Below are 17,162 nucleotides of genomic sequence, written 5' to 3'. Positions count from 1 at the left end.
CCCGTTGCCACTTAGCGTTGTCCTGCGCCAGATCAGCTGGCGAGCGCCGAATTGCGCGCGGCGGTGAACTCGCTCTGCGAGAGGTAGCTGTCACCGTCATCATCGAAATAGAAGAACGTCTGAGCCGCGCTGTTGATCTCGTCCTGCGTCAGGTACGGAGGTTTGGCGTCGTTCGGCTCAGGCTCGGTCGGATCGGTGGGAAGCGCCCAGATCGCATATTCGGCGACCGAGATCATTCCATCGGCGTTGCGGTCGAGCCAAGTGAAATCCATCTCGCTGCGGGCAGGCATGGTGAAGCTGCTCTGGCTCGATTCATCGTCACTCATCGCACCATCGCTGCTAGAGTCGTCAGAGGACATGGCCTCGTCCTCAAGCATGGTATCACGATTGGCGTCGTATTCGTCGCTAATCGCTTGCGCATCCATGGCCTCGTAGCCGGCCTGCTGCTGCTCGTTGAGAGGTCCGGCGACCGGATAGGCATCATCGTCGAATGCCTCGCTCAAAGGCTCGTTGACGACGACGGCATCAACCTCTTCGACGTCATCGCCGCTATCGCATGCTCCCAGAGAAAGCGCTGCGGCCGAAACAAACAGTGTGGCAAATCGCGTTGTGTTCATGATCGTTTTCCTTTCGCTTCCGTTGCGAATGGCAAGGGTTCGCGCATCGAATGCGGCGGACCCAAAAGTCCACACCGCGCGCGCTCCAGGGCCAGCTATTGCCCCTTTGCCTCACCAACGGACGGGAAAGGAATTCGTTCAAAAATAATGCAATTTTTTCAGACCGGGTCCTGCGCGGTGCCGCTGACAGTCCAGGTCTGGCCCTTGGCGAGCAGCTTGGCGAGGTTGTTGTCCTTGCCCTCCACCGCCTTGGCACGCTCCGCGATCACGGCGCTTTCGTAAGTCTCTGCAGGATCGTCGTAGATCACACCGAGCGGCATCGGGAACGGGCCGAAAGGCAGCTCGATCAGCATGTGCGCGAGCATCCGGTTCTTCGCATCGTGGACCGTGACACCGGCCGTTTCCCAGTCACCATCCTCGACCTCGACCACCTCGAAGGTGAACTTCTCCGGCACCAGCTTCAGCCCCTTGACCGGGCCTTTCTTGGGATTGCCGAACAGCATCGGCTGGCCATGTTCGAGCCAGAGCTGCTGCAGTTCCGCCCCCTTCGGCGCGGCGAAATCGTCGAACACATCCTTGTTGTAGACGATGCAGTTCTGGAAGATCTCGACAAAGGCCGCACCCTGGTGGGCATGGGCTGCCTTGAGCACCTCGGGCAGGTTCTTCGACACGTCGATCCCGCGGCCGATAAAGCGCGCACCCGAACCGAGCGCGAAAGCGCAGGGGTTGGCCGGATGGTCGACCGAGCCGAGCGGTGAGGTCGGCGTGCGGGTGTGCTCGCGACTGGTGGGCGAATACTGGCCCTTGGTGAGACCATAAATCTCGTTGTTGAACAGCATGATCTGCATGTTTACGTTGCGGCGCAGCACATGCATCATGTGGTTGCCGCCGATCGAGAGACCATCGCCGTCACCGGTCACCAGCCACACATCGAGATCGGGGTTGGCCAGCTTTACGCCGGTGGCGAAAGCGGGCGCACGGCCGTGGATCGTGTGGAAGCCGTAGGTCTCCATGTAATAGGGGAAGCGGCTGGAGCAGCCGATCCCGCTGATGAAGACGGTGTTGGCAGGATCGGCGCCGAGCTGCGGCAAGGTGCGCTGCACGGCCTTGAGGATCGCATAGTCGCCGCAACCGGGGCACCAGCGGACCTCCTGGTCGGTTTCCCAGTCCTTGAGGGTGGTTTCGATCTTCGCAAGTTCAGTCATCGGGCTTACTCCGAGAGGGCCAGTTCGATCGCGGCTTCAAGCTCGGCGATCTTGAACGGCTGGCCGCTCGTCTTGGTATAGGGCTGTGCATCGACCAGCAGCTGATCGCGCAGAACGGTTTTGAACTGGCCGGTGTTCATCTCGGGCACCAGCACCTTGTCGTACTTGCGCAGCAACTCGCCCGAGTTGGCTGGCAACGGCCATATGTGGCGGAAGTGGATGTGGCTGACGTCCAGACCCCTCTTGCGGCAGTTGTCGACCGCGCGGCGGATCGGGCCGAAGGTCGAGCCCCAGCCCACCACGGCGAGCTTGCCGCCCTCTTCACCCAGCGTCACACCCTGATCGGGCACCGCGATGCCGTCGATCTTGGCCTTGCGGGCGTCGGTCATCAGCTGGTGGTTTTCGGGCGAATAGTCGATGTTGCCCGACCCTTGCGCCTTCTCGATGCCGCCGATGCGGTGCATCAGGCCCGGCGTGCCCGGCTTGATCCACGGCCGCGCACCCTTGGCGTTGCGCTTGTAAGGCAGCACCTTGCCATCGGGATTGTTGTTCTCGGTCAGGAACTCGGCCCTGAACGGCTCGAAGCTGTCGACATCGGGCACCTTCCACGGCTCGGCCGCATTGGCGATATATCCGTCGGTCAGCAGCATCACCGGGGTCATATATTCGACCGCGATGCGGCAGGCCTCGATCGCGCATTCGAACACGTCGCCGGGCGAGCTGGCAGCGACGACCGGGATCGGCGCATCGCCATTACGGCCATAGACCGCCTGATAAAGGTCGCTCTGCTCGGTCTTGGTCGGCAGGCCGGTGGAGGGGCCGCCGCGCTGCGAGTTGACGATCACCAGCGGCATTTCGGTCATCACGGCAAGACCCATCGCCTCGCCCTTCAGCGCAATGCCGGGGCCGGACGACGAGGTAACGCCAAGCTGGCCCGCATAGCTCGCGCCGATGGCGGCGCAGATCGCGGCGATCTCGTCTTCCGCCTGGAAGGTGGTGACGCCGAATTCCTTGAGCCGCGCCAGATGGTGCAAGATCGAGCTGGCGGGCGTGATCGGATAGCCGCCGAAGAACATCGGCAGGCCGGCAAGCTGCGCGCCCGCCACGAGGCCAAGCGAAACGGCTTCCGCGCCGGTGATCGTGCGATAGAGGCCCGGTGCGCTATCGACCGGAGCGATGTGCAGCTGCTTGAGCGGGCCGGACAGCTCCGCCGTCTCGCCATAGGCATGGCCAGCGTTCAGCGCGGCGACGTTGGCGGCGGCGATATCGGGCTTGGTCTTGAACTTGGCGTTGAGCCAGTCAATCAGCGGCTGGCGGTCGCGGTCGAACATCCACAGCGCGAGGCCGAGCGTCCACATGTTTTTCGAGCGCAGCGCATCCTTGTTGCCGAGCCCGAAGTCCTTCACCGCTTCGATGGTGAGCGCGGAAATATCGAAGGCGAGCAAGTCCCACTGCGCGAGGCTGCCGTCTTCGAGCGGGTTGCTCTCATACTTGGCCTTTTCGAGGTTGCGCTTGGTGAACTCTCCGGAATCGGCGATGATCAGGCCGCCCGGTTTCAGCGACGAGAGGTTCACCTTCAGCGCCGCCGGGTTCATCGCCACCAGAACGTCAGGCGCATCGCCAGCGGTGCTGATCTCGCGGCTGCCGAAATTGATCTGGAATGCCGAGACGCCGAACAGCGTGCCCTGCGGGGCGCGGATTTCCGCCGGAAAATCGGGGAAGGTGGCCAGATCGTTGCCAGCCAGCGCGGTCGACAGCGTGAACTGCCCGCCGGTGAGCTGCATGCCATCGCCGGAGTCGCCGGCAAAGCGCACGACAACCGAATCGGGGCTGGCATTGTGGGTGATCGGGTCGGCGTTCTGGGTCGCCATAAAGCAAAAGGCCTTCGTCATTGGATCTCGTCGGCCTGCGACCTAGGTTCGGTAAGCCCGTGAGACAATCAAGATTTTCTGTGCCTGCACAAATGCCTCCCACAATTGATGCGGCGCAAATGCTGGAATTGGCGCGGCCATACTACTAAGTCGGCCCGATGAGCAAACCTGACCCTTCCCTTTATCGCCCCTGTGTCGGAACCATGCTGATCAACGCCGAAAGCCGCGTTTTCGTCGGCAAACGGATCGACACCAAGGAAGGCGACTGGTGGCAGATGCCGCAAGGCGGGGTCGACGAAGGCGAAGACCTCGACGAGGCCATGCTGCGCGAGTTGCACGAGGAAACCGGGCTGATGCCGAGCAAGGTGGAGCTGGTGGCGCGGATGGAGGAAGAACTCTACTACGACCTGCCCGACGACCTCAAAGGCAAGCTCTGGAAAGGCCGTTACATCGGCCAGCGCCAGCGTTGGTATTGCGTGCGCCTGACCGGCACCGAGGCCGATATCGACCTCGAAGCGCACAAGCACCCCGAGTTTTCGGATTGGAAATGGATCGAAGCAGCCTTGCTGCCCGAGCTGATCATTCCGTTCAAGAAGCCGATTTACGAGACCGTGGTGGCGGCCTTCGCGGAATATACCCGCGCCTGATCACACAAACCGTTCGTGCTGCGGAAGAAGCCCGAGCGCCGTACCTTAACCCTTCGAGACACTCGGCCTGCGGCCTCGCTCCTCAGGGCGAACGGGGTGGGGGAAAGCCCACCTAGTTCTGCGTAACGCCGTTATCCGCAGGGGTCGCCTCGGCGGTCATCACGGCGGGGCGCGCGGCAATCGCGGCGGCAAGCTGGCGCGTTTCCACGCATGTCTCGCCGCAGCGTTCTTCCAGCTCGGTGAGCGCCTCGCGCGCGGCAGTCATCGCGCCCTTTTCGACCAGCGCTTCACCCTCGCCCGAAATCGCGGCGAAGTTGTTCGGATCACGCTCCCGCGCCTCACGATAATAGCGGATGGCCTTGCCCTGCAAACCATCAGTGCGGGCAGCTTCGGCCAGATCGAGGAACACCGAGGTCATCCCCGGATCGACCGCCAGCGCGGCCTCGAACGCATCGATTGCGGCCTGCGTATCGCCGCCGTTCAGCAACTGCCGCCCCTCGGCCACCAACGCACTGGCGCGGGGATCGTCTGCGCGCTCGCCAGCGGCGCTCATGCTCGCGGTCACGGCGAACAGCAGCGAAAGGGCAGCGGCAGCAGGGGCAAGGCGCATGATCTTCTCCATCAGTGCGGACCGGTTATCACTTCTTCGGACGGTCTTCGCAGTCATCTGGCCAGAGCTATCACGGCTTAGATATACAGGCGATGAAAAAACCATCGGTTGCATCGCGTAACGGATCGAGCCGCCAGCCGGTTCCGCGCGAACGGCCCAAGGGCAACGCCGTAGCCTGCGCCTGCCAGCCGGGGTGGGCGGCAAGGAAGGCCTCGACCTGCCCTGCCCCTTCTTCGTCGAGCAGCGAGCAGGTGACATAGGTGAGCTGGCCACCGGGCCGCAGCAGCTCTGCCGCAACGCCCATAAGCCGCGCCTGCAACTGGGTGAGCCGCTCAAGCTCGCGCGGAGTCAGCCGCCAGCGCGCCTCGGGATTGCGTCGCCAGGTGCCGGTGCCGGAACACGGCGCATCGACCAGCACCCGGTCGGCCTTGCCCGCAAAGGCGGCCAGTGCCTCGGCCTCCCGACCCGGATCGAGCAGCACTTCGGTCACATTGGTGGCCCCGGCCCGCTCGGCGCGCGGGGCGAGCTGCGACAGGCGGCGGCGGTCGGTATCGGCGGCGACCAGGGTGCCCTCATTCGCCATTTGCGCGGCCAGCGCCAGCGTCTTGCCGCCCGCGCCTGCGCACAGGTCGATCACCAGTTCGCCCGGCTGCGCGCCGACCGCAGCACAGGCGAGCTGACTGCCCGCGTCCTGCACCTCGATCAGGCCTTGCGTGTAAGCGTCCCACTGCTCGACCCGCGTGCCGGTGGTGAGGCGCAGCGCATTGGCGAAACTGAGCGCCTCGCCCTCTTCGGGCAGATCGAGCGCTTGGGGTTCGGCCTTCAGCGTGTTGACCCGCAGGTCGAGCGGCGCGCGGTCGAGCAGCGCGATCGCGTCCTCTGCCTCAAGGCCCGATGCGGCGAGCCGCTCCTCAAGCCATGCGGGCGCGAACCCGGTTTCGGCCACCTTTTCGCCCTCGGCAGGCTCCGCCGGGCCGTAGTTGGAGCCATCGAACAGGTCGATCAACCAGTCGTGCTCCTCGCTTTCCGTGGCGAGCGCCAGCATGGCTGCGCGACCGGTCTTGGGCACGGGGCCGCAGAAGCGGATCACATCGTAAACCAGCTCTCGGATCGCGCGCTTGTCTTTCGAACCGGCAAAGCGGTGGTTCTTGAACCAGTCGGCAAGGATGCGGTCGGCCGGCGCGCCCGCGTTGTTCGCGGCGGCGATCACGAGATCGAGCACATCGATGGCGGCCTGGACACGGGCGGAGGGGATCATCGTCTTTGCTCCTGCCACAGGTGGTCGATGTCCTGCTGTGTCGGGGCCAACAGGCAGAAATAGCGCTGATTTGCCCGCTCGCTATCAGCAAGCGCCTGCGCGGCCGCGCGCTGGCAGGCACCTTCGCTGGGGTGAAGCGACTGGGTGACGGCCATCGAGCCTTCAACGTCGGCTGGCTGCCAGCCAATCAGGATCAGCAGATAGGGGACAAATTCGATCATTAAGGCGCCTTATAGGCAAGAGTGGGATCGCGCAGCACCGCAGCATCGTACATCGCGCGGGTGCGGTCGATAAAGGCGATCTTGGCCAACCAGGAGACCGCCCCGCCCAGCCCCACGGCCAGATAGTCGAGCACGACCAGACCATAGGCCATAACCACGAAGCCAAGCGCGGACAGCGCATTGAGCACGTGGGGCATGGCAGTCTGCGTTTCGGGCAGCGGGCGTGCCTTGCGCTCGACCCACAGCCGCTCGCCCAGCACACCCCGCGTCATCCATGCACGGTCGGTGGCCGGGGCCCGGAACAGGTGCGGATTAAGCCACAGCCAGCCCACGGCCAGCGCCGCCACTGCCAAGGCCCACCAGCCGAGCCAAATCCGCGACAGCGCCGCCAGGACGATCACCGGCAGGCCGGTCAGCGCGCGGCTCCAGCCGCTCCAAGGGTTCGCATGGCGCGCCCAGCCCGCCTCGTCGAGACCGAAGGCAGTGGCGAGGCGCTCTTCCAGCGACACCTTAACGGGTTGGATAGTTCGGTGCCTCGCGCGTGATAGACACGTCGTGGACGTGGCTTTCGGACAGGCCCGCATTGGTGATACGGATGAACTTGCCACGCTCACGCAGGTCGGCAATCGAGGCCGATCCGGTGTAGCCCATCGCCGCCTTGATCCCGCCGACCAGCTGGTGAACGACGTCGCGCGCCGGCCCCTTGTAGGGCACCTGGCCTTCGATGCCTTCGGGCACCAGCTTCATCTGGTCCTTGATATCCTGCTGGAAGTAACGGTCGGCCGAGCCGCGCGCCATCGCGCTGACCGAGCCCATGCCGCGATAGGCCTTATAGGCGCGCCCCTGGTAAAGGAATGTTTCGCCCGGCGCTTCCTCGGTCCCCGCCAGCAGCGAGCCGACCATCACGGTCGAGGCCCCCGCGGCAAGCGCCTTGGCCGCATCGCCCGAGGTGCGCAGGCCGCCATCGGCGATGATCGGCACGTCGCCCGCAGCGCTTGCGGCATCCATCACCGCAGTCAGCTGCGGCACGCCGACGCCCGCCACGATGCGCGTGGTGCAGATCGAGCCCGGCCCGATCCCGACCTTCACCGCATCGGCACCAGCGTCGATCAGCGCCTTGGTCGCCTCGGCCGTGGCGACGTTGCCGGCCACCACCTGCACCGCGTTGGAGAGCTTCTTCACCCGGTCGACCGAGCGGGCCACTTCCTTGTTGTGGCCATGCGCGGTGTCGATGATGATCACGTCGCATCCGGCATCGACCAGCGCCTCTGTACGCTCGAAGCCCTTGTCGCCGACGGTGGTGGCGGCGGCAACGCGCAGGCGCCCGCCAGCGTCCTTGGTGGCATTGGGGTTGAGCACGGCCTTTTCGATATCCTTCACCGTAATCAGGCCGACGCAGTGATAGGCATCGTCCACCACCAGCAGCTTCTCGATCCGGCGCGCGTGAAGCAGGCGCCGCGCCTCTTCCTGGTTCACCCCTTCGGAGACGGTGGCGAGGTTATCGCTGGTCATCAGCTCGCGTACGGGCTGATCAGGGTTGGCGGCAAAGCGCACATCGCGGTTGGTGAGGATACCCACCAGCTTGCCGCCCGCGTCGACCACCGGAATGCCGCTGATGCGGTTGTGGCTCATCAGCGCCTGCGCCTCGCCCAGCGTGGCATCGGGCAGGATCGTGATCGGGTTGACCACCATGCCGCTCTCGAACCGCTTCACGCGGCGCACCGCATCGCACTGTTCTTCGATGGTGAGGTTGCGGTGAAGCACGCCGATGCCGCCCATCTGCGCCATCACGATAGCCATCTCGGCCTCGGTCACGGTGTCCATCGCGGCGGAAAGCATCGGAATGTTGAGCGCGATCTCGCGCGTCAGCTGCGTCTTGGTGCTGACCTGCGAGGGCAGGATATCGCTCTCGGCCGGCCGGAGCAGGACGTCGTCAAAAGTAAGGCCGGTTTCGATTTCCATGGGTGCCACCAGATGTTGTGCGTTTCGATTCGTGGCGGCCCATGTAAACGCACTATGTGTCAGGTGCTAGGGGGGGGCGCCAAAAGCCTCCCCCACCGCAAGCAGTCAGGCCGCCGGGCGGTCAGGCAGTCCAGCCGCCATCGACCGACCAGTTCGCGCCGTTAATGTTCTGCGCCTCGTCGCGGCACAGAAACACAGCCATCGCGCCGATCTCTTCAGGCTGGACGAACTTCTTGGTCGGCTGGCTGTCGAGCAGCACCTCGTTGATGACCTCGTCGCGGCTCATGTTCCGCGCCTTCATCGTGTCGGGGATCTGGTTTTCGACCAGCGGGGTCCAGACATAGCCGGGCGAGATGCAGTTGGCGGTGATGTTGTGCTCGGCCAGCTCCAGCGCCAGCACCTTGGTGAGGCCCGCCAGCCCATGCTTGGCCGCGACATAGGCCGCCTTGAACGGGCTCGCCACCTTCGAGTGGGCGCTGGCGGTGTTGATGATCCGTCCCCAGCCCGCCTTCTTCATGTGGGGCACCGCGTGGTGCGTGGTGAGGAAGGCGCTCGAAAGGTTGAGCGCGATGATCTTGTCCCACTTCTCGGGCGGAAAATCCTCCACCGGCGAGACGAACTGCATCCCCGCATTGTTCACCAGGATGTCGACATCGCCTGCCTCTTCCATCAGCTGCGCCACGCCCTCGGTGGTCGAGAGGTCCGCGCCGCTGTAAGAGGCGGACAGTTCCTCCTGCAATTTCGCGATCTCTTCCTCGTCGCCGAAGCCCGATAGCACAACGTCCGCCCCCTCCGCATGAAGCGCTCGGGTGATCGCCAGGCCGATGCCCGAGGTGGAGCCAGTAACGAGAGCGCGCTTGCCGGAAAGGAACATGGAAACCTCCAGAAACTTGTCTACAAGACGGCGTGCTTAGCGCACGCAGAGAGTGGGCGCGATATCCGATTGTGCGCCGCATCATAAATGGGGGCTGGTCCGTGAAACTCAATCCTTTCGACCCGAGCAAAATCAATGTGCGCCGGGGTGGAGGCACTGGTGGCGGGTTACCCGGCGGCAAGCTCGGCTGTGGCGGGATCGTGGTGGTGCTGCTCGGGGTGTTCGTGTTCGGGATGGACCCGGCGCAGATGCTCGGCACGGTCGAGCAGATGCAAGGCGCAGGGCAACAACAACAGGGCGCTCCGGCCAACCCGAACGAGGGTGCAGCTACCATCTGCGACGACAGTCAGTACGCAATGGAAGCCTGCAACGCGCTCGCCTCGCTCGACCAGACCTGGCAGCAGCGCTTTACCGAAGAGGGCCTCGGCGACCGCTTCGTGCAGCCGACGCTCGAACTCTATCAGGCGGGCACGCAAACCGCCTGCGGCGAGGGCTCGGCCTCGATGGGACCGTTCTACTGCCCCGGCGATCAGACCATCTACATCGACACCAGCTTCTACGACACGCTCGACCGCCAGCTCGGCGCGGGGGGAGACTTTGCGCGCTACTATGTGATGGCGCATGAATATGGCCACCATATCCAGACCATCACCGGCATTTCCGGCCAGATCCGCAGCGCGCAGCAGAGCGACCCGCAAAACGCCAACCGCTATCAGGTACTGATGGAACTACAGGCCGATTGCTATGCCGGCGTCTGGGCAGGCCTGAACCGCAATGCGATCGAGCCGGGCGACTTCGAGGAAGGCATGACCGCCGCCTCGGCCATAGGCGATGACGCGCTGACCGGCGGGCGGGTGAGCCAGGACAACTTCACCCACGGCACCAGCGAACAGCGCATGGACGCGCTAAGGCTGGGCCTGACCACCGGCGACGACCGCCGCTGCGACGCAATCGTGCAGGTGCGCTAGGGCTTTCTCCGTCAGGCGGTCTGCTCGACCTGCGCGGCCCCAGGCTGCGCAGCGCCCGGCACAAGCATGACCGGCACGGTAATGCTGACGGCCTGAGGCTCATCCTGCCCCGCGAAGGCCGCAACGAACCGGACGGTTGCAGTGACGGCCCCACCCACGCCAACGAAGGCAACAGGAACGGCAGACCCGGTGCTGGCGACGGCACGAACACCGCCAGCAGTCGGCGCGACTGAGATGCGCCGGGGATTGCGAACCCGCTCGATCTCGCGGTCGAGGTCGCGCAGGATTTCCTCGCGCAGCTCGCTCGAAAGATCGCTCTGGCTCGCCACGGCCGCACGCGCCTGCTCCAACCCCAGGCTGGCCTGCCGGGCGATGGCCTCATGGCAGATGCGCACGATCATGCGGCCATCGGCCCGCCGATGTTCGCTGACCGGCTTGTCGCCATCGCAGCTTTGTTCGACCACGGGCGCTTCGGCCCTGGCCTCGGCAGCGGCGGCGCGAGCTTCAGCACGGGCCTCTGCGGCCACGGCCTGAGCTTCGGCACGCGCCTCAATGGCAGCAGCGCGCGCTTCGGCGCGGGCTTCCATGGCCTCAGCCCTCGCTTCGGCGCGGGCCTCCGCCCGTTCGGCCGACGCCTCGGCCCGTTCAGCGCGCGCCTCGGCGATAGCCGCAGCGACCTCGACAGGCAGGCCTTCAACATCCGAAGCCAGGAACACCGCATCGAGCGGCCTCGGCTCATCAAGATTACCGATATCCGATACCGACGCTGGCATCGGCGCGTCCGGCGCCTCGGGCGGCAGGGGTGCGTCAGGCGCGAGCGGCGGCAACGGCGCTGCAGGCGGCTCGGGCGGGCTGGCATAGCTTACAGAAGCGGTTAGCGGCAGCGCCACAGCGCACAGCGCAAGCGCCGACACCCCGGTGAGGCGCCGCCCACGCGCGCAATCGCCGCGTGTCAGGCTCTTCAGGCGGTGCACGATCGACTTGTCGCCCAGCATCGGGCAGGCCATCGGCGCGGCCAGTGCAAAGTCTTGTCCGCGCGCGAAGCCGGCGATTACCTGCGCATAGGCAGCCCGTTCGCCGCGTGGGCGCCCGGCCATCACCCGCGCATCGCAGGCCGCTTCCTGATCCGAGCGCATCGCGCGCCAGCCGAGCCACGCCAGCGGGTTGAACCAGTGCAGCGCCAGCACGCCCTGCGCGGCCATATTGGCCAGCAAGTCGTGCCCGCGATGGTGCGACAGTTCGTGCGCAATGGCGAGGTCGCGCGCATCGCGGTCGTAATGCGCCATGAAGCACACTGGCAGCGCCACAACCTTGTCGATCACGCCGAAGGCGACCGGAGCGCTCGCAGCGGGGGTCTCGACCAGACGGACCTTGCCCGCCTCGCCCACCGGGCGCGCCTCGGCCAGCAGGTGCGCCCGCATTCTGCGATAGTCTCGCACACGAAAAGCCAGGAACAGCGCCGCGCCGCCCAGCCATAGCGCCAGCAGCAGCGGCTCGACCCAGGCGAAAGAAATCTGCGACGCAGGCGCCTCGGTGACGAATTCTGTGACGGGAACAGGGGCCATCAACGCCTGCATCTCCGGCACCGGAGCCATGCTCGCGGGCAGGACCAGGGGTGGCAGCAGAAAGCGCAACAGCACCAGCCCCCACAGCGAATAGGCGAGGCCCGGCCCGAAGCTGCGCGCCGCAGGGCCGCGCAGCAGCAGCACCGCAAGGATCAGCGCGCCGGTCCAGAAAAACGTGTCGACCAGCCATCCGGCGATCAGCGCGCTCACTGCTTCAGCTCCTGCAGAAGGCTCTCAATTTCCGCGATGTCCTCAGCGCTCAGCGCTTCGGACTCGGCGAGGTGCGCGAACAACGGCGCGGCGCGGCCTCCGAACAGCCGGTCAACCAGCCGTCGCGATTCGCCGCCGACATAGTCGGCGCGTTCGATCAGCGGGGTGTAGAGGAAGCGGCGGCCATCGGCCTCGGTGGCAAGCGCGCCCTTGGCAACGAGCCGCGACAGCAGCGTCTTGACCGTGGCGAGGCTCCAGTCGCGCTGGCCGCCGACCGCTTCGCCAACCTCAGCCGCCGACATCGGCGCGCGCACCCACAGCGCCTCCATCACCGCGTGTTCAGCCTCGCTGATGCGTTCACCGCCCAGCAGCCCTTTCGCTTTTGCTCCACCCATGTGCCGACTCCCTCAAGCAGCATTTGCGATTACATGTGTAGCCGATACGATTACGGTTGTAAACTGAACCCGTCTTTAACGGGCGCTGGATCGCGCCGGAGCGCCTGCTAAACCCGGCAGGATGACGTTCACGCGCTACAGCCCCAAGGTCCGCAAGCTGGCCGATTGCCAGAAGATCGCCGACTTCCGCGAGCTGGCCAGGCGCCGCCTGCCCTTCCCCGTGTTCCACTATATCGACGGCGCCGCCGACGACGAGGCGACCCGCCGCCGCAACACCGAGGCCTACGGCGAGGTTGACCTCGTGCCCGACGTGTTGAAGGGCGCGGACACGGTCGATCCCTCGTGCACGATCATGGGGCGCGCGTCGTCGCTGCCGCTGATGCTTTCGCCCACCGCCTTGCAGCGCATCTTCCACTGGCAAGGCGAACGCGCCGTGGCGAAGGAGGCCGAGCGCCACGGGCTGTGGTTCGGCATCTCGTCGCTCTCCACTGTCAGCATCGAGGAGATCGGCGCGAACTATGCCGGGCCGAAGATGCTCCAGTATTATTACCACAAGGATCGCGGCCTCAACGCCGCGCTGGTCGAGCGGGCGAAGGCCGCGAAGTTCGACGCCATTACGCTGACGGTTGACACGATCGTCTCGGGCAACCGCGAGCGGTGCAAGCGCACCGGCTTTTCGACCCCGCCGCGCTTCACCCCCGCCAATGTGCTGTCCTACGCGATGCACCCGGCCTGGGCGCTGAACTTTCTCTTCCGCGAGAAGTTCGACCTGCCCAACCTCTCCACCCACGTCGAAGCGGGCAGCGGCAAGGCGGTCTCGATCCAGGACTACTTCAATTCGATGCTCGACCCCGCACTCAACTGGCAGGCCGCCGAGCAGTTGCGCGACGACTGGGGCGGCAAGTTTTGCCTCAAGGGCATCATGTCGGTGGGCGATGCGCGGCGCGCGGCGGACATGGGGGTCGACGCGATCATGGTCTCGAACCACGGCGGCCGCCAGCTCGACGGCAGCCGCGCCCCGTTCGACCAGTTGGCCGAGATCGTCGATGCGGTGGGCGACCGGGTCGAGGTTATCTGCGACGGCGGGGTGATGCGCGGCAGCCACGTGCTGAAGGCGCTCGCGACAGGCGCGAAGGCGGCGAGCGGCGGGAGGCTTTACCTCTATGCGCTGGCGGCAGCGGGTCAGGCAGGCGTTGCCCGCGCGCTCGACCTGCTCGAGGCGGAGATTCGGCGCGATATGCAGCTGATGGGGGTGAGCCGGGTGGAGCAGCTCACCCGCGAGCATTTGCGTGGGCGTTAGGCGCGGAAGCTGAGGTTTGTGATGCCCGGTTGCGAACGTCTATCCGCCTTGGACAAATTCACGAAATCGGTCGCTCAATCACCCTTGGACGCGCGCTTCCCAATCGCTTCCATAATGGGCCGTAGTTCCTTCATTATCCGATCGCTTTCTTCAGCCGAGATCTTCTTTTTAGGCACCAGCGCATCCTTGCGCCATCTCGGCATAAGGTCATCGTAAATTTGGTGAATGACCGTTTCCTGAGAGAGCGGTGGGTACCGCCCGAAGCCCATCATTCCTGTCGCCTTCAGCTCCGCCCGGTGGTCAGCATAGTAAGCCACCAGTTCGCGCAACGCAGCCTGCATGTCGTCGCTCTTCACATACCATTGCTCATCCTTGAGGAACAATGGAGCCAGATCGTGGTGCAAATTGTCTGCCGAGGTGAACACCATGCAGAACGGCAGGTAATAGAGATATTGGAGGTCGATCACATTGGTGGGCCGCTGTGAAATCAGCCCTAGACCAACACCAAGGCCGAACAGTTTAAACACTCTCATACAGTGATAGGTGTAAGGCAGAAAGTACCGTATTGGTGGGCGGCCATAGGCAGCCCAGTGCTTCTTCACGTGCCGTTTAGAACTCTCCGGTTGATCGAACATATCCAGCGCAGTGCTAAGGGTACGATATTGCGAGCCGGGATCGTCGAGAAACAAGTCAACCACCCCAAGTAACTCAGACAATGATGAGGCGAGCATCTCCCCCTTGGGTCGCACGGCCTTCGTCGCTCGAATGAAGGCCTGTAGGTCGATCGACTTAGCGTTTTTCCGATAGACGCTGGCATGTGCGTGCTCATCCTCGTCAAACGCTCCTTCTTGCCACCGCCTAAGCGCCTTTTCTTCGGGACTCTCGTCGAAGAATACGCCCTTTTCGCCAGTCGATGTGGTCACCGTTTGCGCGCCGCCAACGATAGGCACACCGCGCATCTCCACAGGATTCCCAAGGATTTCTTGATCGATAAGCTCCGTGTGGAGCACATTTGGCAGGCTGCCCAGTGACGAAGTCTTCGCCGCTAGAGCCGCGACCATGGACTCAGGTGTACCACGTTTCGCTCTTTTTGCGAGGTCGCCAATGACTTCGAGCAAATATACTGGCGTGATGTTACATCTGAAGAAGTGTGTTAACCACCTAGCCTCGTCCGTAGACAAGCGCTGCATCGCCGACTTGTCGTAGATGAGGATCGGACCATTGGACATAAACGAGCGATAACACAAAGAAAGCCTGCGTCAGATAGTTCGAATAGGTTATGCTCAGTCGATTTGAAATTAGCGGTCGATTGAGTGCCGTTCGTCGCCCAAAAGCCGACAGTCGCAAAACCACCAACTCTTGCCCCGTCGCACGAGCCTCCTAGCCAATATCGATCATCAACGCCTGCGGGCTCCGAAAATTCGAACTCGGCAACCAGCTGATCGGCCCCGGTGCCACGGCGAACTCTGGCACGGCGGCGAGCAATTCCTCCGCCGCCACCTTGCACGCCAGCCGCGCGAGGTTTGCGCCAAGGCACGAATGCACCCCGCCACCAAAGCCAAGGTGGCCCTTCGGACGGCGCTCCAGCCGGTAACTGTCGGCATCGTCGAACTTGCGCGGATCGCGGTTGGCCGAGCCATAGCACAGCATCACGAAGTCGCCCGGCTTCATCACCTTCCCATGCAGCTCGGTCTCGACCTGCACGCAGCGGCGGAACCGCTGGGCTGAGGTGTTGAAGCGCAGGCTCTCCTCGATCGCATCGGGGATCAGTGCCGAATCGGCTACCAAGGCGCGGCGCACATCGGGCATCGCCCCAAGGTTGTAGCCGAACATGGTGAGGAAGCCCGAGAGGCTCTCGATCCCTGCCATGATCAGCGTGGTGACGGTGAGCCGCACTTCATCATCGCGCAGGCTTTCGCCGTCGATCTCGGCGGTGATGAAGTTCGAGAGCAGATCGTCGCCCGGATTGCGCTTGCGCTCTTCCACCAGCCCCTGCGCATAGAAACTCATCCAGCGGTAGGCGGCGATCTGATCGGCGTTTTTGGTGCGCAGTTCGGGGTCGGTCTGCGTCATCAGCACCGCCTTGTCGCGCACCGTCTGCCGGCCATTGGGCGGCAGATCGAACAGCGCGAAGATCAGGTCGATAGTGAGCGGCGAGGAAAAGTCGGCCACGAAATCGAAGCGGCGCTGATCGCGCAACCGCTCAAGGTGCCCGCGCGTGGCCAGCCGCAGCGGCTCGATCGTGTGTTCGAGCGCGCTCTTGAGCATGGCTTTCTGGATCAGCGCGCGCAGCCGGTCATGCCGGGGTGGATCGGTCGAGCCGAGCGTGGCCCCGGCGCGTCCCGGCAGTTCGTCGACGAGGTTGCCCTGCGCCGAGGAATAGGTGCGCCAGTCCTGCAAGGCTGCAAGGATATCGTGATAGCGCGAGAGCACCCACATGCCCGCCTCCTCGCACCAGAACAGCGGGAAGTCCTCGCGCAGGCGCTCGTAGGCGGGGAAGGGATCGGCGTCGTTGGCAGGCGAATAGGGATCGAATCGGAACTCGGCCAACAGCGGTTTCGTGCCCATCCTGGTCCTCTCGCATTATCCCGATGCGCGCGCCATGAGCCCTCGCCGCCGCCAAGCCCTTGATCTTGCGCAATTGCGCAGACTTTTTGCCAAGCGCCGCCAAATGCTGGCACATCGTTAAGCATGTTCAAACGATTCGTCCTGCTCGCCGCCCTGTCGCTCGCCACGCCTGCCTTTTCGCAGGCCCCGGAGTATTCCGAACTGCCGCCGCTCGAAGATACCGCGCCACAATACGAGACGGTCAACGTGGTGCTCGAAACGGCGCTCGGCCCAATCACCGTGGCGCTGGAGACCGAGCGCGCGCCAATCACCGCCGCCAACTTCCTGCGCTATGTCGACGAGGGCCGGTTCGACGGGACCGTGTTCTATCGCTCGATGCCGACCAACTGGGGCGAGCAGCCCAATGGCCTGATCCAGGGCGGCACCCAATGGGACCCGGAACGCATCCTGCCCGGCATCGCACACGAGCCGACCACGCTGACCGGCCTCAGCCACACGCGCGGGGCGCTGTCGATGGCGATGAACGAGCCGGGCACGGCCAACGGCGATTTCTCGATCATGCTGGGCGACCAGACCGGCCTCGACGCCAAGCCCAACGCCGACGATCCGGTGTGGCAGCACGGCTATGCGGTGTTCGGCTATGTCACCGAGGGGATGGACGTGGTCGAAGCGATCTTCAATTCCCCGCGCGACCCGGAGAAAGGCGAAGGCTGGATGAAAGGCCAAATGCTGGCTGAGCCGGTGGTGGTGACCTCTGCCCATCGGGCCGAGGTTGATGAATAGCCTGCCTGGTGGTCTTCTACCGTATGCGCACTCCGAGTCGCGCTGTCGGCTTCGCCGCCGGGTTCAGGGCACCTGTGTCATTGTCCAACATCGACTTCAGGGATTAAG

At 64.4% G+C, this 17,162-nt stretch carries 17 protein-coding genes; 4 read left to right on the top strand and 13 right to left on the bottom strand.

Annotated features, from left to right (window positions below; genetic code table 11):
* Positions 1-32 precede the first annotated feature (32 nt).
* The 3 genes from ABDJ38_RS02970 to ABDJ38_RS02960 form a co-directional block, all read right to left on the bottom strand.
* The gene (locus ABDJ38_RS02970; RefSeq protein WP_346783585.1) at positions 33-617 is read right to left on the bottom strand and encodes a hypothetical protein; all 585 of its coding nucleotides are present in this window, start codon (positions 615-617) and stop codon (positions 33-35) included.
* A gap of 158 nt (positions 618-775) precedes the next feature.
* Positions 776-1,822 (bottom strand): 2-oxoacid:ferredoxin oxidoreductase subunit beta, encoded by a 1,047-nt coding sequence (locus ABDJ38_RS02965; protein WP_346783584.1) that lies wholly within the window; start codon positions 1,820-1,822, stop codon positions 776-778.
* Positions 1,823-1,827: 5 nt separating this feature from the next.
* A complete protein-coding gene (locus ABDJ38_RS02960; RefSeq protein ID WP_346783583.1) occupies positions 1,828-3,693 on the bottom strand; it encodes a 2-oxoacid:acceptor oxidoreductase subunit alpha in 1,866 nt (621 codons plus the stop codon).
* Positions 3,694-3,851: 158 nt separating this feature from the next.
* Between ABDJ38_RS02960 and ABDJ38_RS02955 the strand changes: the two genes are divergently transcribed.
* The gene (locus ABDJ38_RS02955) at positions 3,852-4,340 is read left to right on the top strand and encodes an RNA pyrophosphohydrolase (protein WP_346783582.1); all 489 of its coding nucleotides are present in this window, start codon (positions 3,852-3,854) and stop codon (positions 4,338-4,340) included.
* Between the two features lie 112 nt (positions 4,341-4,452).
* Here ABDJ38_RS02955 and ABDJ38_RS02950 read toward each other — a convergent pair whose 3' ends face one another.
* The 6 genes from ABDJ38_RS02950 to ABDJ38_RS02925 form a co-directional block, all read right to left on the bottom strand.
* The gene (locus ABDJ38_RS02950; RefSeq protein ID WP_346783581.1) at positions 4,453-5,007 is read right to left on the bottom strand and encodes a tetratricopeptide repeat protein; all 555 of its coding nucleotides are present in this window, start codon (positions 5,005-5,007) and stop codon (positions 4,453-4,455) included.
* 13 nt (positions 5,008-5,020) lie between these two features.
* Positions 5,021-6,208, bottom strand: a complete 1,188-nt coding sequence (locus ABDJ38_RS02945) for an RsmB/NOP family class I SAM-dependent RNA methyltransferase (RefSeq protein WP_346783580.1) — start codon at positions 6,206-6,208, stop codon at positions 5,021-5,023.
* Complete coding sequence (locus ABDJ38_RS02940) at positions 6,205-6,429, bottom strand: hypothetical protein (protein ID WP_346783579.1); 225 nt, start codon at positions 6,427-6,429, stop codon at positions 6,205-6,207. Before ABDJ38_RS02940 ends, ABDJ38_RS02945 begins: the two co-directional genes overlap by 4 nt.
* Entirely contained in the window at positions 6,429-6,938 is a 510-nt protein-coding gene (locus tag ABDJ38_RS02935; RefSeq protein WP_346783578.1) for a DUF6653 family protein, read from the bottom strand. Before ABDJ38_RS02935 ends, ABDJ38_RS02940 begins: the two co-directional genes overlap by 1 nt.
* Position 6,939: 1 nt before the next feature.
* Complete coding sequence (gene guaB / locus ABDJ38_RS02930; protein ID WP_346783577.1) at positions 6,940-8,391, bottom strand: IMP dehydrogenase; 1,452 nt, start codon at positions 8,389-8,391, stop codon at positions 6,940-6,942.
* Positions 8,392-8,512: 121 nt separating this feature from the next.
* Positions 8,513-9,265, bottom strand: coding sequence for a 3-hydroxybutyrate dehydrogenase (locus tag ABDJ38_RS02925; protein WP_346783576.1), 753 nt, complete (start codon positions 9,263-9,265; stop codon positions 8,513-8,515).
* 101 nt (positions 9,266-9,366) lie between these two features.
* On the opposite strand from ABDJ38_RS02925, the gene ypfJ reads away from it, so the two are divergent.
* The gene (gene ypfJ / locus ABDJ38_RS02920) at positions 9,367-10,233 is read left to right on the top strand and encodes a KPN_02809 family neutral zinc metallopeptidase (protein WP_346783575.1); all 867 of its coding nucleotides are present in this window, start codon (positions 9,367-9,369) and stop codon (positions 10,231-10,233) included.
* 11 nt (positions 10,234-10,244) lie between these two features.
* Here ypfJ and ABDJ38_RS02915 read toward each other — a convergent pair whose 3' ends face one another.
* Together ABDJ38_RS02915 and ABDJ38_RS02910 are read right to left on the bottom strand one after the other, a co-directional pair.
* Positions 10,245-12,008, bottom strand: coding sequence for a M56 family metallopeptidase (locus tag ABDJ38_RS02915; protein ID WP_346783574.1), 1,764 nt, complete (start codon positions 12,006-12,008; stop codon positions 10,245-10,247).
* Complete coding sequence (locus tag ABDJ38_RS02910; RefSeq protein ID WP_346783573.1) at positions 12,005-12,403, bottom strand: BlaI/MecI/CopY family transcriptional regulator; 399 nt, start codon at positions 12,401-12,403, stop codon at positions 12,005-12,007. Before ABDJ38_RS02910 ends, ABDJ38_RS02915 begins: the two co-directional genes overlap by 4 nt.
* A gap of 121 nt (positions 12,404-12,524) precedes the next feature.
* Here ABDJ38_RS02910 and ABDJ38_RS02905 point away from each other — a divergent pair, with 121 nt between their 5' ends.
* Entirely contained in the window at positions 12,525-13,703 is a 1,179-nt protein-coding gene (locus ABDJ38_RS02905; RefSeq protein WP_346783572.1) for an alpha-hydroxy acid oxidase, read from the top strand.
* A 74-nt stretch (positions 13,704-13,777) separates the two neighbouring features.
* On the opposite strand, the gene ABDJ38_RS02900 is transcribed toward ABDJ38_RS02905, so the two are convergent.
* Both ABDJ38_RS02900 and ABDJ38_RS02895 read right to left on the bottom strand, forming a co-directional pair.
* Positions 13,778-14,821: a hypothetical protein gene (locus ABDJ38_RS02900; RefSeq protein ID WP_346783571.1), complete on the bottom strand. Its 1,044-nt coding sequence runs from the start codon at positions 14,819-14,821 to the stop codon at positions 13,778-13,780.
* A gap of 262 nt (positions 14,822-15,083) precedes the next feature.
* Positions 15,084-16,271, bottom strand: a complete 1,188-nt coding sequence (locus ABDJ38_RS02895; RefSeq protein ID WP_346783570.1) for a cytochrome P450 — start codon at positions 16,269-16,271, stop codon at positions 15,084-15,086.
* A 123-nt stretch (positions 16,272-16,394) separates the two neighbouring features.
* Between ABDJ38_RS02895 and ABDJ38_RS02890 the strand changes: the two genes are divergently transcribed.
* Entirely contained in the window at positions 16,395-17,054 is a 660-nt protein-coding gene (locus ABDJ38_RS02890) for a peptidylprolyl isomerase (protein WP_346783569.1), read from the top strand.
* Positions 17,055-17,162 lie beyond the last annotated feature (108 nt).

It is taken from the genome of Aurantiacibacter flavus, assembly GCF_039710615.1.
In the GTDB taxonomy this organism is placed as follows: domain Bacteria; phylum Pseudomonadota; class Alphaproteobacteria; order Sphingomonadales; family Sphingomonadaceae; genus Alteraurantiacibacter; species Alteraurantiacibacter flavus.
Note: the sequence above shows the minus strand (reverse complement) of the source record. Positions and strands in the feature narration are given on the sequence as shown.

Excerpts from the sequence above, each read along its gene's own strand:
- ABDJ38_RS02970 (WP_346783585.1), bottom strand. The coding sequence starts at position 617 with ATGAACACAACGCGATTTGCCACACTGTTTGTTTCGGCCGCAGCGCTT.
- ABDJ38_RS02965 (WP_346783584.1), bottom strand. The coding sequence starts at position 1,822 with ATGACTGAACTTGCGAAGATCGAAACCACCCTCAAGGACTGGGAAACC.
- ABDJ38_RS02960 (WP_346783583.1), bottom strand. The coding sequence starts at position 3,693 with ATGGCGACCCAGAACGCCGACCCGATCACCCACAATGCCAGCCCCGAT.
- ABDJ38_RS02955 (WP_346783582.1), top strand. The coding sequence starts at position 3,852 with ATGAGCAAACCTGACCCTTCCCTTTATCGCCCCTGTGTCGGAACCATG.
- ABDJ38_RS02950 (WP_346783581.1), bottom strand. The coding sequence starts at position 5,007 with ATGACTGCGAAGACCGTCCGAAGAAGTGATAACCGGTCCGCACTGATG.
- ABDJ38_RS02945 (WP_346783580.1), bottom strand. The coding sequence starts at position 6,208 with ATGATCCCCTCCGCCCGTGTCCAGGCCGCCATCGATGTGCTCGATCTC.
- ABDJ38_RS02940 (WP_346783579.1), bottom strand. The coding sequence starts at position 6,429 with ATGATCGAATTTGTCCCCTATCTGCTGATCCTGATTGGCTGGCAGCCA.
- guaB (WP_346783577.1), bottom strand. The coding sequence starts at position 8,391 with ATGGAAATCGAAACCGGCCTTACTTTTGACGACGTCCTGCTCCGGCCG.
- ABDJ38_RS02925 (WP_346783576.1), bottom strand. The coding sequence starts at position 9,265 with ATGTTCCTTTCCGGCAAGCGCGCTCTCGTTACTGGCTCCACCTCGGGC.
- ABDJ38_RS02910 (WP_346783573.1), bottom strand. The coding sequence starts at position 12,403 with ATGGGTGGAGCAAAAGCGAAAGGGCTGCTGGGCGGTGAACGCATCAGC.
- ABDJ38_RS02905 (WP_346783572.1), top strand. The coding sequence starts at position 12,525 with ATGACGTTCACGCGCTACAGCCCCAAGGTCCGCAAGCTGGCCGATTGC.
- ABDJ38_RS02895 (WP_346783570.1), bottom strand. The coding sequence starts at position 16,271 with ATGGGCACGAAACCGCTGTTGGCCGAGTTCCGATTCGATCCCTATTCG.
- ABDJ38_RS02890 (WP_346783569.1), top strand. The coding sequence starts at position 16,395 with ATGTTCAAACGATTCGTCCTGCTCGCCGCCCTGTCGCTCGCCACGCCT.